This is a genomic window from Streptomyces sp. TLI_053, assembly GCF_900105395.1.
Taxonomy (GTDB): domain Bacteria; phylum Actinomycetota; class Actinomycetes; order Streptomycetales; family Streptomycetaceae; genus Kitasatospora.
In genome coordinates this window covers 4,095,613-4,108,308 of record NZ_LT629775.1, presented here as the reverse complement: position 1 = coordinate 4,108,308, position 12,696 = coordinate 4,095,613, and the positions used below count along the sequence as shown (strand labels likewise).

The 12,696-nt window shown below is 74.0% G+C and carries 15 protein-coding genes; 8 read left to right on the top strand and 7 right to left on the bottom strand.

The features are described from left to right. Nucleotides 1-78 precede the first annotated feature (78 nt). The gene (locus BLU95_RS16345) at nt 79-888 is read left to right on the top strand and encodes an LOG family protein (RefSeq protein ID WP_093860665.1); all 810 of its coding nucleotides are present in this window, start codon (nt 79-81) and stop codon (nt 886-888) included. 28 nt (nt 889-916) lie between these two features. Here BLU95_RS16345 and folP read toward each other — a convergent pair whose 3' ends face one another. Then, nucleotides 917-1,729: a dihydropteroate synthase gene (gene folP, locus BLU95_RS16340; RefSeq protein ID WP_093864917.1), complete on the bottom strand. Its 813-nt coding sequence runs from the start codon at nt 1,727-1,729 to the stop codon at nt 917-919. Between the two features lie 156 nt (nt 1,730-1,885). Here folP and BLU95_RS16335 point away from each other — a divergent pair, with 156 nt between their 5' ends. Continuing rightward, nucleotides 1,886-2,332 carry a DivIVA domain-containing protein gene (locus tag BLU95_RS16335; RefSeq protein ID WP_093860664.1) on the top strand — a complete coding sequence of 149 codons (447 nt, stop codon included), beginning with the start codon at nt 1,886-1,888 and terminating at the stop codon, nt 2,330-2,332. Further along, nucleotides 2,329-2,943, top strand: a complete 615-nt coding sequence (locus tag BLU95_RS16330) for a DNA-3-methyladenine glycosylase I (RefSeq protein ID WP_093860663.1) — start codon at nt 2,329-2,331, stop codon at nt 2,941-2,943. The genes BLU95_RS16335 and BLU95_RS16330 overlap by 4 nt, the downstream gene beginning before the upstream one ends. A gap of 37 nt (nt 2,944-2,980) precedes the next feature. On the opposite strand, the gene BLU95_RS16325 is transcribed toward BLU95_RS16330, so the two are convergent. Continuing rightward, on the bottom strand, nt 2,981-3,781 hold the full coding sequence (locus BLU95_RS16325; RefSeq protein WP_093860662.1) for an enoyl-CoA hydratase-related protein: 801 nt from the start codon (nt 3,779-3,781) through the stop codon (nt 2,981-2,983). 289 nt (nt 3,782-4,070) lie between these two features. Here BLU95_RS16325 and BLU95_RS16320 point away from each other — a divergent pair, with 289 nt between their 5' ends. Continuing rightward, nucleotides 4,071-4,238 (top strand): DUF3117 domain-containing protein, encoded by a 168-nt coding sequence (locus BLU95_RS16320; protein ID WP_078880497.1) that lies wholly within the window; start codon nt 4,071-4,073, stop codon nt 4,236-4,238. 127 nt (nt 4,239-4,365) lie between these two features. Here BLU95_RS16320 and BLU95_RS16315 read toward each other — a convergent pair whose 3' ends face one another. After that, nucleotides 4,366-4,998, bottom strand: coding sequence for an O-methyltransferase (locus BLU95_RS16315; RefSeq protein ID WP_093864916.1), 633 nt, complete (start codon nt 4,996-4,998; stop codon nt 4,366-4,368). A gap of 242 nt (nt 4,999-5,240) precedes the next feature. Here BLU95_RS16315 and sigE point away from each other — a divergent pair, with 242 nt between their 5' ends. The 4 genes from sigE to BLU95_RS16295 all read left to right on the top strand — a co-directional run bounded on the left by sigE (nt 5,241) and on the right by BLU95_RS16295 (nt 8,589). Beyond that, nucleotides 5,241-6,092 (top strand): RNA polymerase sigma factor SigE, encoded by an 852-nt coding sequence (gene sigE / locus BLU95_RS16310; RefSeq protein WP_231978774.1) that lies wholly within the window; start codon nt 5,241-5,243, stop codon nt 6,090-6,092. Further along, complete coding sequence (locus tag BLU95_RS43310; RefSeq protein ID WP_231978594.1) at nt 6,089-7,093, top strand: zf-HC2 domain-containing protein; 1,005 nt, start codon at nt 6,089-6,091, stop codon at nt 7,091-7,093. Before sigE ends, BLU95_RS43310 begins: the two co-directional genes overlap by 4 nt. A 140-nt stretch (nt 7,094-7,233) precedes the next feature. Continuing rightward, nucleotides 7,234-7,677, top strand: a complete 444-nt coding sequence (locus BLU95_RS16300) for a sec-independent translocase (RefSeq protein ID WP_093860661.1) — start codon at nt 7,234-7,236, stop codon at nt 7,675-7,677. Between the two features lie 237 nt (nt 7,678-7,914). Further along, nucleotides 7,915-8,589, top strand: a complete 675-nt coding sequence (locus tag BLU95_RS16295; protein ID WP_093860660.1) for a hypothetical protein — start codon at nt 7,915-7,917, stop codon at nt 8,587-8,589. Nucleotides 8,590-8,686: 97 nt separating this feature from the next. Here BLU95_RS16295 and BLU95_RS16290 read toward each other — a convergent pair whose 3' ends face one another. From BLU95_RS16290 to BLU95_RS16275, 4 genes are all read right to left on the bottom strand, one after another. Then, nucleotides 8,687-9,847, bottom strand: a complete 1,161-nt coding sequence (locus tag BLU95_RS16290; RefSeq protein ID WP_093860659.1) for an Mrp/NBP35 family ATP-binding protein — start codon at nt 9,845-9,847, stop codon at nt 8,687-8,689. Between the two features lie 56 nt (nt 9,848-9,903). Then, a complete protein-coding gene (locus BLU95_RS16285) occupies nt 9,904-10,500 on the bottom strand; it encodes a DUF1003 domain-containing protein (RefSeq protein WP_400745479.1) in 597 nt (198 codons plus the stop codon). A 49-nt stretch (nt 10,501-10,549) separates the two neighbouring features. Then, nucleotides 10,550-11,857 carry a magnesium transporter MgtE N-terminal domain-containing protein gene (locus tag BLU95_RS16280; RefSeq protein ID WP_093860657.1) on the bottom strand — a complete coding sequence of 436 codons (1,308 nt, stop codon included), beginning with the start codon at nt 11,855-11,857 and terminating at the stop codon, nt 10,550-10,552. A gap of 186 nt (nt 11,858-12,043) precedes the next feature. Continuing rightward, complete coding sequence (locus BLU95_RS16275; RefSeq protein WP_093860656.1) at nt 12,044-12,604, bottom strand: hypothetical protein; 561 nt, start codon at nt 12,602-12,604, stop codon at nt 12,044-12,046. Between the last annotated feature and the right edge of the window lie 92 nt (nt 12,605-12,696).

Genomic DNA, 12,696 nt, shown 5'->3' with positions numbered 1-12,696 from the left:
CGAACGCCATCTTCCGGTTGCCCAACCGACCTTCCACCGTTGCCTGAAAAAGGGGAGGCCGGGGCGTAGGGTTTCGTCATGACAGGCACTGGAGACGAAAAGCACTACGGCCACGGTCCTGAGCAGGTGGGCGAGCCGCGCCCGAAGAAGGCGTGGCCCGAGAAGCAGAAGGGCCCGGTGCTGGTGCGCCGGGACCAGGTCGGCGAGAGCACCACGGACCAGCGGCTGCTGGACACCACCGGCCCGACCGACTGGCTGCACACCGACCCCTGGCGGGTCCTGCGGATCACCTCGGAATTCGTCGAGGGCTTCGGCGCGCTCGCCGAACTCCCGCCCGCGATCAGTGTCTTCGGTTCCGCGCGGACCCCGGTCGACTCGCCCGAGTACGCCGCGGGCGTGGCGATCGGCCGGGCCCTGGTGGAGGCCGGCTTCGCGGTGATCACCGGTGGCGGCCCGGGCGCGATGGAGGCGGCCAACCGGGGCGCCTCGGACGCCGGCGGGCTCAGCGTCGGGCTCGGCATCGAGCTGCCCTTCGAGCAGGGGCTCAACGAGTTCGTCGACCTCGGGCTGAACTTCCGTTACTTCTTCGTCCGGAAGACGATGTTCGTGAAGTACTCGCAGGGCTTCGTCGTCCTGCCCGGCGGCCTCGGCACCCTGGACGAGCTGTTCGAGGCACTCACCCTGGTGCAGACGAAGAAGGTCACCCGCTTCCCGGTGATCCTCTTCGGCAGCGCGTACTGGGGCGGACTGGTCGACTGGCTGCGGAACACCCTGGTCGCCCAGGGCAAGGCGGCCCCGCACGACCTGGAGCTCTTCCACGTGACCGACGAGATCGACGAGGTCATGAAGATCCTCGCCGACGCCCGCCGGCCCGTGAACGAGATCTAGAGGCCGGAAGGGCGCCCCGGGAGGGCGCCTACGCCAGCCCCCGGCGGGCCACGGCCGGCGGACGGGTGCCGCGGATCGACGCGACCATGTCGAGCACCTGCCGGGTCTCCGCCACCTGGTGCACCCGGTACACCTGGGCGCCCAGCCAGGCGGAGACCGCCGTGGTCGCCAGGGTGCCGAGCAGCCGCTCGTCCACCGGCCGGTCCAGCGTCTCGCCGACGAAGTCCTTGTTGGACAGCGACACCAGCACCGGGAAGCCGGTCGCGGTCATCTCCGGCAGCCGCCGGGTCGCCTCCAGCGAGTGCCGGGTGTTCTTGCCGAAGTCGTGCCCCGGGTCGATCAGCACCGCGTCCCGCCGGACCCCCAGCCCCACCGCGCGCTCGGCCAGTCCGACGGTGACCCGCAGGATGTCCGCCATCACGTCCTGGTAGCCGGCCCGGTGCGGCCGGGTGCGCGGCTCCGCGCCGCCGGCGTGCGTGCAGACCAGCCCGACGTCGTGGCGGGCGGCCACCTCGGCCAGCCCCGGGTCCACCCCGCCCCAGGCGTCGTTCAGCAGGTCGGCGCCGACCTCGCAGACCGCCTCGCCGACCTCGTGCCGCCAGGTGTCCACACTGATCACGGCCCCGGGGTGGCGCTTGCGCAGCTCCGCCACGAACGGCACCGTGCGCCGCAGCTCCTCCTCGACGGTCACCTCGTCACCCGGCCCGGCCTTCACCCCGCCGATGTCGAGGATCGCCGCACCCTCCGCCATCGCGCGGTCGGCGGCCTCGAACGCGGCCTCGTCGGCGAAGGTCGATCCCTTGTCGAAGAACGAGTCCGGTGTGCGGTTGACGATCGCCATGATCACAAGCTCGTCGTCGCCGAATTCCCGTGGTCCCAGGCGCAGTGCCACCGATGTCTCCTCCACAGCTGCTGCGGGTGCGATGATGGCCCCCGGCCCATCGGGACCATGATCCCACTCCTGTCGGGGCCGGCCGGAGAATCGGGAGGACCGCTCGTGTTCTGGGTGATCGTGGTGGCCATGGCCGTAGTGGTCGGCGGCGCCGCGCTGGTGGCGCTGGGCGGCGGCGGTTCGCTGCCGGAGGCCGTGCAGGACCGGATCTCCGCCCGGCTGCCGCAGGACCGCCCGCTGGGCCGGGCCGACGTCGACGCGCTGCGCCTGCCGATGGCCCTGCGCGGCTACCGGATGGACGAGGTGGACGACGTCCTCGACCGGCTGGGCGCCGAACTCGCGCACCGGGACGACCGGATCGCCGAACTGGAGGCGCTGGCCGCCGTGCACGGCACCGTCGGGGCGACCGACCGCCCCGAGCCCGGCGCCGAGCCGCTGCCCGGCCTGGAGGAGTTCGCGCTGGTCGTCGAACCCGCCGTCGCCCTCACCAAGTCCGCCGCGGCCCCCGCGCCCGGCGGCCCCGAGGACGCCGTGCCGGACGGGGAGCGGTGAGCGCCGGCACCGGCGCCGTCCTGGGTGCGGACGGGCTGCGCCGCTGCGCCTGGGGCGATTCGGCGGACGACTACCGGGTCTACCACGACACCGAGTGGGGCCGCCCGGTCCGCGGCGACGACGCCCTGTTCGAGCGGGTCTGCCTGGAGGCCTTCCAGTCCGGCCTGTCCTGGATCACCATCCTGCGCCGCCGCGAGGGCTTCCGGGCCGCGTTCGCCGGCTTCTCGATCGCCGAGGTCGCCGGGTTCGGCCCCGCCGACGTCGAGCGGCTGCTCGCGGACACCGGCATCATCCGCAACCGGGCCAAGATCGAGGCCTCGATCGCCAACGCCCGGGTCGCCCGCGACCTCGACGGCGGACTGGACGCGCTGATCTGGGGGTTCGCCGGGGACCCGGACCGGCCGGCGCCCCGCACCCCGGACGAGGTGCCGGCCGTCACGCCCGAGTCGACGGCGCTCGCCAAGGCGCTGAAGAAGGCCGGCTTCCGGTTCGTCGGCCCGACCACCGCGTACGCGCTGATGCAGGCCTGCGGGCTGGTGGACGACCACCTCGCCGACTGCCACGTCCGTACCGCGCTCCGCACCGCGCCCACGGGCCCGGGCCGGGCCTGAACCGCTCCCGACCCCGGCCCTGGGCCCCGGGCCGGGGCTACCGGCCCAGGTAGGCCGGCTTCTCCTTGGCGATGAAGGCGCGGACCGCGATCCGGTGGTCCTCGCTCTCGCCGGCCAGCGTCTGCAGCTCGTCCTCCTTGTCGAGCAGCTCGCTCAGCGAGTGCGAGGCGCCGTACGCCAGCGACTCCTTGATCGCGCCGTAGGCCACCGTCGGGCCCTCGGCCAGCTCCTTGGCGAACACCCGGGCGGTGGCGGCCAGTTCGGCGGCCGGCACGACCTTGGTGGCCAGGCCCAGCTCCATCGCCTCGGCCGCCTTCACGGTGCGCGGCAGCATCAGCAGCTCGGTCGCCCGCGCGTGGCCGACCAGCCGCGGCAGGGTCCACGAGGCCCCGGAGTCGGCGGTCAGCGCGATGCCGGCGAACGCGGTGTTGAAGCCCGCGGTGTCCGCCACGATCCGGAAGTCGCAGGCGAAGGCCAGCGAGGCGCCCGCCCCGGCCGCCACCCCGCCGACCGCGGCCACCGTCGGCTTGCGCATCCCGGCCAGCGCCCGCAGCAGCGGGTTGTAGTGCTCGGCCACCGTCCGCAGCGCGCCCTCGCCGGTCTCCTCGGCCCGCTTCAGCAGACCCAGGTGCTCCTTGAGGTCCTGTCCGACGCAGAACGCCCGGTCGCCCGCACCGGTCAGCAGCACCGCGCGCACGGCCGGGTCCTCGGCGGCGGCCGTCACGGTGTCACGCAGCGCCACCTTGGTCGGGACGTCCAGCGCGTTCATCGCCCCGGGGCGGTTGATCGTGATGACGGCCAGGCCGCCGTCCAGCTCGTACAGCACCGAATCGGACATGGACGAGAGCTCCCTTGCTCGTGGTCGTGGGCTGCCAGGATGCCGGAGCGCCGGGCCGCCTGGGGAGTGTGAGGTATCGCACCTTCCGGTGGCGTACGGACGGGCGCCGCGCCGGGGCTTATGCCGGTTATTGGGATGGATTGCGGCGGTCCGGACGAGGTTGCACCGAGAGTGATGTTGGTCATCAGGCCGTGGCATGCGGGATAATGGCTTCCGATCAATGCGTTCGATACCGGCGGTGGACGGACTGCCGGTGCGTAGCTGAGCGGTTGCAGGAAGGGGAACGAGCATGGCGGCCATGAAGCCGCGGACGGGTGACGGCCCGCTCGAAGTCACCAAAGAGGGGCGGGGCATCATCATGCGCGTTCCGCTCGAAGGCGGCGGACGCCTCGTGGTGGAGCTCACGCCCGACGAGGCCCACGCCCTCGGCGAGGCCCTGAAGAAGGCCTGCGGCTGACCGCAGCAGGTGCTCGCCATCTCCTGGAGATGTGCCGCCGGGCCCGGGTACGACCATCGCGTCGTCCCGGGCCCGGTACGTTCCGCCGCCGGTCAGGGCCCCGTGTTCCCGCGGCCCCGTGCCGCCGCTACCGCTTCACGGCGCAGAGCAGCCCGTCCGACACCGGCAGCAGCGCGGGCAGCAGGGCGTCGCTCTCCCGGACGTCCCGGACGAGGTCGCGCACCGACCTGGTCCGCGGGTCCTGGAGCTCCGGTTCGGCCAGTCGGCCCTCCTGGAACACACCCTCGAAGCAGACCATCCCGCCCGGCCGCAGCAGCCGCAGCGACTCCTCCAGATAGGCGCCGGACTCCGCCGGGTCCCCGTCGCAGAACACCAGGTCGTACTGGCCGTCGGCGAGCCTCGGCAGCACCTCGAGGGCCCGGCCCGGTATGAACCGGGACCGGTTGGCCGCGAACCCGGCGGCCTGGTAGGCCTCCTTCGCCAACTGCTGGCGCACCGGCTCCGAGTCGACGGTGGTGAGCACGCCGTCCGACCGCATCCCGCGCAGCAGGTACACCCCGGAGACGCCCGTCCCGGTGCCGATCTCGGCCACCGCCTTGGCCCCCAGCGCGGCGGCCAGCAGCCGCAGACAGGCGCCGCCGCTCGGGCCGATCGCCCTGATCCCGGTGCGCGCGGACTGCGCCCGGGCGTAGGTCAGCACCGCGTCCTCGCCGACGAAGGTGTCGGCGAGCGCCGCACGCGCGGGCCCGAACTCGCTGATGGCTGCCTCTTTCGGAGCCCCGGGTGGCGGCCCGGCGCCGAGCGGATGTCGATATTTCCTGCCACAGATTACTGGCCGGGCGGGAACCGCGTACGGCGGCGGGCCGTTGAGGGAGCAGGGACCGGGTGAACAGGCCGTCCCGGGCACCTTCCGGGAGCCGCTTCGGCGGGCCGGACGGTGCCGCGGACGCCGGAGGCGGTCCCGGACACACTTCTTATCCGGGCTTGACGGGCGAGGTGGATATGGTGGTGGCCCTGCTGGGCAGAAGAGCCGACCGAGGAGGTGTGGCCGAGGGCGACGTCCCCGTGCGGCGGCACCCCCGCGGCACCGCGTCGGCCCGTACGCCGAAGCCCGTGATGAACCAGCCTGCGCACTCCACCCTGGACCAGCCGGCCGCCGCGCCCGAGGCGCCCGCCGGCACTGCCGAGGCCCCCGCCCTCGCGACCTTCGCCGAGGGCCCCGACGCGCAGACCTGGACTCCGCCCAGCTGGGAGGAGATCGTCGAGGCCCACAGTGCGCGCGTCTACCGCCTCGCCTACCGGCTGACCGGTAACCAGCACGACGCCGAGGACCTCACCCAGGAGGTCTTCGTCCGGGTCTTCCGTTCGCTGTCCACCTACACCCCCGGCACGTTCGAGGGCTGGCTGCACCGGATCACCACCAACCTCTTCCTGGACATGGTCCGCCGCCGTCAGCGCATCCGTTTCGACGCGCTCGGCGACGACGCGGCGGAGCGGCTCGCCTCCCGCGAGCCCAGCCCGGCCCAGCACTTCAGCGACACCCACTTCGACGCCGACGTCCAGCACGCCCTGGACACCCTGGCGCCCGAGTTCCGTGCCGCCGTGGTGCTCTGCGACATCGAGGGCCTCTCCTACGAGGAGATCGCGGCCACGCTCGGCGTCAAGCTCGGCACCGTCCGCAGCCGCATCCACCGCGGCCGCTCGCACCTGCGCGCCGCGCTCAAGCACCGCGCCCCCGGCTCGGCCCCCGGCCGTGAGCGCCGGGGCGGCGGCGAGGAGCAGCCGGTCCCGGTCGGCGCCGTCGCCGGCGAGGCCCCGGCCGCGCCGGGCGGGCGTGGCCGGAGGCGATCGTGAGCGGAACCGGTCGGTCCGGGCCGGGCCACTCGGACACCCCCGGCCGTACGGCCGCCCGCCGGGCCGGCTGGCCCGCGCTGGGCCGCCGGGGCCAGGACGGGCCGGGAGCGGCGGACGGGCCCGCGCTGCCGGCCGAGCCGGCCCTGCGCGCCGTCGCCGTCCGGTCGGCGGACCCCGCGGAGGAGCACCATCTCGGGGAGCGGCTGTCCGCCTTCGTCGACGGTGAGCTCGGCCACGACTCGCGCGAGCGCGTCCAGGCCCATCTGGCGACGTGTCCGCAGTGCCTCGCCGAGGCCGACGAGGGCCGCGCGGTCAAGCACCTGCTGACCCGGACCGGCACGCCCGGTCCGTCCTCCGGGCTGATGGCCCGGCTGATGGCCGTCGGGGCGCTCCCGGAGGACGAGCCGCAGCCGCGTGCCGACCGGCCGCGCCGGGACGACGACGACTTTCCCGGCGGCGGCGTGGCCGGCACCGGGACCCTCGGCGGCAGCCGGCTGAACGGCGGCTCCTTCGGCCGTGGCGCCGGCGCCTCCTTCGGCGGCGGCGCGCTCGGCGCCGACACCCCGGTGCCCGGGGTCGACCCGCGAGCCTTCGGCCGCGGCGGCGCGGTGCTGCGCCCGCTGATGGGACGCCGCACCGTCCGTCCGGAAGCCCCGGTCCAGCCGCTGGCCGCGGCCGCGGCCGCGATCACCCCGGTGGTCCGGCCCGTCCCGGCGCGCGGCCGGCGCTTCGTCTTCGCCGCCGCCGGTGCCTTCTCGGTGGCCGCGGTGACGCTCGGCGGGGTCGGCGGCGTGGCCGGTCCGGGCGACGACCAGCACGGCACCGTGATCAGCCCGGCCGGCGGCGGCCGGGGCGGAATGGTCCCGATGAACGCCCAGGTGCCGGCGGCGGACCTGCCGGTCCGCCCGGTGGCGGTCACCCGGGGCGCGATGCCGCCGCGCGACCTCCCCGAGCGCACTCCGAGCTCCGGTGTGGCCGGGCTGCACCACGAGAACAGATAGGCCTCACCGGGCCCTTCGGGTCCGCGGTCATCGGCGGGTCTTCACCACGGCTTCATCACACCGGGGGTCATGGACCCGCCGATGGCCATTACGCTGTGGGGAGCGTTTGTCCGATCCGACCGCGACCGTAGGGAGCTTTGGTGTTCAGTGACGTGGGCACACTGGAGGTCCTGACCCTGGCCATCATGGCCATCGTGATCTTCGGTCCGGACAAGCTGCCGAAGCTGATCCAGGACACCATGGGGTTCATCCGGAAGATCCGGTCCTTCGCGGACACCGCGAAGGAGGACATCCGCAGCGAGCTCGGTCCCGAGTTCAAGGACTTCGAGTTCGAGGACCTCAACCCGAAGACCTTCGTCCGCAAGCAGCTGATGGGCGGCGAGGAGGACCCGCTGGGCCTCAAGGACATGCGGGACTCCCTGGACATCCGCTCGGTGCTGGACGACAAGCCGGCCGCCCCGGTGAACGGGCACGGCCGCAGCGGCAGCGTCTCCTTCGACAAGTCCGCCGCCGCCCCGGCCGCCGCGGCGGCCGCCCCCCTCGCCCCGGGCGAGCGGCCCCCGTTCGACCCCGACGCGACCTGATCCGCCCGCCCGCTCGTCTCCTGGTCCCCGGCCTCCGGCTCCCGGGTCCTTCGCGCCCCGCCGAACCGCACGGCTGAGCGGGCCCCGGCGTGTGCGCCGCTATTGTGCTGATTGTTCCCGCTGTGCCGTCCGTCACTTCCGGGCCCGTCCGGGCCCGAGTCGGTCGGCGGGAGCGCCGGGGTGCGCCACGATGGGAGCGCACCACGGCAGGCAAACGTCGTTGAGGAGGCCCCGGGGATGGACGCGACGAGTCAGGCGGTGGGAACGGCCACGGCCGGCGGACCCATGGTCGGCGGACAGGCCGGCCCGGCGGACCCGCTGGTGCCGTACCTTTCCGCGGACTTCCCCTGGTACGGACTGGACGACGGCTGGTCCGGCCGCCGCTTCCTGCTGCCGAGCGGCTTCGGCGGCCCGCGTTCCGGCGCGCACGGCACCGTCGACTACGGCAGCCTGGGCCACGGCGAGGAGCCGGCCCGCCAGTACGAGCCGCGCGACATGCGCAAGTTCGCGGTGGTCGTCACCGTCGCCCGCCGGGACAGCCGGCGCAGCGCCGACAACACCGGCACCCTGGAGGCCACCTCCGCCGCCTCCGCGGCCTGGCTGGCCGGCTCCGGCCTGCTGGCCGCGACCTGGCCGGGCCAGCTGGACCGCGCGCTGCGCCAGGACTGGCTGGACCAGCAGTCCGCGCTCGCCTGGGATCTCGCCGACGACCTGGACGGCCCCGGCTGGTCCACCCTGAGCCTCCCGGTGAACGGTCTGCCGCAGCCCTTCCGCTACCGCGAGTCCGAGTACGGCTGGGTCCTGGCCGGCGAGGCTCCCGGCGTCCTGCTGGGCGCCTACGGCCGCGGCGTCAGCGCCTACGGCGCCGGTTTCGCCACCGTCCCCGACCTCACGGCCTACACCCGCCCGTAGGGCCGGGACGCACGACAGGGGCCCGCCGGTCCGGACCGGCGGGCCCCTGTCGTGCTCGCGCGCTGCTGCCGCGTCAGTTGTCGCGTCAGTTGTCGCGTCAGAACTTGTTCTTCGGGGTGAGGCCCAGGGAGAGGCCGGAGAGGCCGCGCTGGCGGCCGCCGAGCTTGCCGGCGACGGCGCGCAGGGCGGTGCCGGCCGGGGAGTCGGGGGCGGCCAGGACGACCGGGCGGCCGTCGTCGCCGCCCTCGCGCAGGCGGACGTCGATCGGGATCGAGCCGAGCACGGGGACGGTGGCGCCGACGGTGCGGGTCAGCGCGTCGGCGACGGTCTGGCCGCCGCCGGTGCCGAAGACGTCGATCATCTCGTCGCAGTGCGGACAGGGCATGCCGGACATGTTCTCGATCACGCCGACGATCTTCTGGTGGGTCTGCACCGCGATGGTGCCGGCCCGCTCGGCGACCTCCGCCGCGGCCATCTGCGGGGTGGTGACGATCAGGATCTCCGCGTTGGGGACCAGCTGGGCGACCGAGATGGCGATGTCACCGGTGCCGGGCGGCAGGTCCAGCAGCAGGACGTCGAGGTCGCCCCAGTAGACGTCGGCCAGGAACTGCTGCAGCGCGCGGTGCAGCATCGGGCCGCGCCAGACCACCGGCGCGTTGCCCGGGGTGAACATGCCGATCGAGATGACCTTCACGCCGTTCGCCTGCGGCGGCATGATCATGTCCTGGACCTGGGTGGGCCGGCCCTCGACGCCCAGCATGCGGGGCACGCTGTGGCCGTAGATGTCGGCGTCCACGACGGCGACCTTCAGGCCGTCGGCGGCCATCGCGGCCGCGAGGTTGACGGTCACCGAGGACTTGCCGACGCCGCCCTTGCCGGAGGCGACGGCGTAGACACGGGTGAGGGTGCCGGGCTTGGCGAACGGGATCTCGCGCTCGGGGGCGCCGCCGCGCAGCAGCTGGGAGAGCTCCTTGCGCTGCTCGTCGCTCATCACGTCGAGCTCGACCTCGACCCCGGTCACGCCGGGGACGCGGCCGACGGCCTCGCGGACCCGGGCGGTGATGGTGTCGCGCATCGGACAGCCGGAGACGGTCAGGTAGACCGCGACCCGTACGGCGCCGTCCTCGCCGATCCCGACCGATTTCACCATGCCGATCTCGGTGATCGGGCGGTTGATCTCCGGGTCGTTGACGGTCGACAGCGCCTGGCGTACGGACTCTTCCGTGACGCCGGCCGCGACCTCTGTCTCGTTGGCCATGACTTGATGGTACGGCGCCGCGCGGGGGCCTCGTCCGGTCGGTGGCGTGCCGCCGGTCACAGCGTCCTGGGGGCCTCCTGCCGCTCGTCGATCTCCTTGAGCAGCGACTGGATCTCGGAGCGGACGCTGCCCAGCTCGGAGGCGATGAAGGCCCGGGTGGCGACCTCGCCGAGGCCCTGGCGCAGGGCGGCGACCTCGCGGGTGAGGTACTCGGTGTCGGCGATGTTGCGGTCGCTGCGGGCCCGGTCCTGCTCCATGTTGACGCGGTCCCGGTTGTCCTGGCGGTTCTGCGCGAGCAGGATCAGCGGCGCCGCGTAGGAGGCCTGGAGCGAGAGCATCAGGGTGAGGAAGATGAAGGGGTAGTCGTCGAACCGGACCACGTCGGGCAGCAGGGTGTTCCAGGCGACCCAGAGGATGATCACCACGGTCATCCAGACGATGAACCGTCCGGTGCCGAGGAAGCGGGCGATCCGTTCGGAGAGCTTGCCGAAGGCCTCCGGGTCGTAGGCCGGCAGGTTGATCAGACCGGTGCGGGCGGTGCGCGGCTGGTCCAGCCGGCTGCGGGCGGACGACCCCGAGGGGGCGGGCTCGGTCCGGCGGTCCCTGGCGCCCTCGCGGGCGCGCAGTTCGCGCAGCTGGCGCAGTTCCCGCAGCTCGCCCTGGAGCCGCTGGCGCGGGGTCTCCTCGCGCCGGCCCTTGCGGTCAGCGTCCACCGGTCACCTCCCTCTCGTCCCGTCCGTCGGCGCCGTCCTCGGCCGGACCGCCGTGCAGCGCGGCCTCCCGCCAGTCCTCCGGCAGCAGGTGGTCGAGCACGTCGTCCACGGTGACGGCGCCGACCAGGTGGTCCGCCTCGTCGACGACCGGCGCGGCGACCATGTTGTACGTGGCCAGGTAGCTGGTGATCAGCGACAGCGGGGTGTCCGGCGGCAGCGGGTCGAGGTCGTCGTCGACCAGCGAGCCGACCAGGGTGTACGGGGGCTCGCGCAGCAGCCGCTGGAAGTGCACGGTGCCCAGGTACTTGCCGGTCGGGGTCTCGTTCGGCGGGCGGCAGACGAAGACCTGCGCGGCCAGCGCCGGCTTGTGGTCGGAGACCCGGACCCGGGCCAGCGCCTCGGCCACGGTGGCGTCCGGCTCCAGCACGATCGGCTCGGTGGTCATCAGGCCGCCGGCGGTGTTCTCCTCGTAGCTCAGCAGACGGCGGACCGGCTCGGCCTCGTCCGGCTCCATCAGCTGGAGCAGCCGCTCGGCCTCGTCGCCGGGCAGTTCGGAGAGCAGGTCGGCGGCGTCGTCCGGGTCCATCGCCTCCAGGACGTCGGCGGCCCGTTCGTCCTTCAGCTTGCCGATGATCTCGACCTGGTCGTCCTCGGGCAGCTCCTCCAGGACGTCGGCGAGCCGTTCGTCGTCGAGCGCGGCGGCGACCTCGGCGCGGCGCTTGGCGGAGAGGTGGTGCATCACGCTGGCGAGGTCGGCGGCGCGCAGCTGGTCGAAGGTGGCGAGCAGGTTGGCGGCGCCCTGGTCCTCCTCGGGCAGGGTGAAGCCGGTGACGTCCTGCCAGTCCAGGGTGACGGTCTCGCCGCGGGCCTTGCGCAGCCGGCCGACCCGGCCGACCTGGACGAAGACCTTGCCGATCTCCCACTCGCGGAGCCGGGTCTGGGTCATCGCGACGTCCAGGACGGTGACCTCCTGGCCGGTCTTGGTCCAGGTGACGGTGCGGTCGAGCAGTTCGGCGAGCACGAGGGTCTCGGCGGGGCGCTGCTCGAAGCGGCGCATGTTGATCACGCCGGTGGTGATGACCTGGCCGGACTCCAGGCTGGTCACCCGGGTCATCGGGAGGAAGATCCGGCGCCGGGCGACCACCTCGACGAGCAGGCCGAGCACCCGGGGCTGGCGGCCGCCGGTCCGCAGGGCGACCACGACGTCCCGGACCCGGCCGACCTGGTCGCCGTTCGGGTCGAAGACGGCGATGCCGGACAGGTGCGAGATGAAGACGCGGCTGCCTGGTCCTGCCATGGACTCCGGTCTCCCTCGCCTCGCTCGACGCGCCTCGTTCGACGCCCGGCCGGGCGCGGCCACGCCCCGCGGCCAAGGCTACTCGGGCATCTCCGCCCGGGCTCGGTGAAAACGGGCGAACCGGGCGACCGGGGGAGGCGGTCCCGGGGCGGGCCGCGGTGCGGGCTGAGCCGCGGTGAGGGCGCGTCAGCCCCTGCGGCGCTTCAGCAGCAGCTTCGGGAGTCCGGCGGGGACGGGCCGGCGGGTGGTGGCCGGGGTGGGCATCGGCGCCGCCGCGTGCGGCTCCTCCGGCATCGCCCCGGGCCGTTCGGTGAGCTCGGCGCCCGCCGTCCCGGCCGGCTCCAGCCGCAGCACCCGGCACTCGCGGGCCCAGCGGTCGGTGATGGCGTCGGTGTCCGGCGCGTTCAGCCGCTTGCCCTTCAGCTCCTCGACGGCGCCCTGCCAGGCCTCGCTCCGCGGGGCCAGTTCGACCACCCGGGCCGGCCATCCGGTCAGCCGGCCGCCCTTGTCCTTGCTGCGGACGGTGACGGTCGCGCCCGCCCCGCCGGTGAGCCCGTGCAGCGGCTGCTCGGCGCCGTCGCCGACCACCACCACGGCGCCGTCGTGCCAGGCGTGCCAGAGGGCCCGCCCGTGCTCCTGGCCGTCCGCCCGGACCCAGAGCAGGCCGGACTTCTTCGCCGCCTCCTCCAGCAGAGCCCGGTCGAGGAAGTCGTCGGCGGTCGCGGCTGCGGCAGGCGTACGGTCCATGGCGCACAGCGTACGGCCTGCGTCACAGGGGCGATGTCTCGCGGTTCGGGCGACAGTTCCATGAGTGCCGCACGGGCCTTACGGTAGGAGCC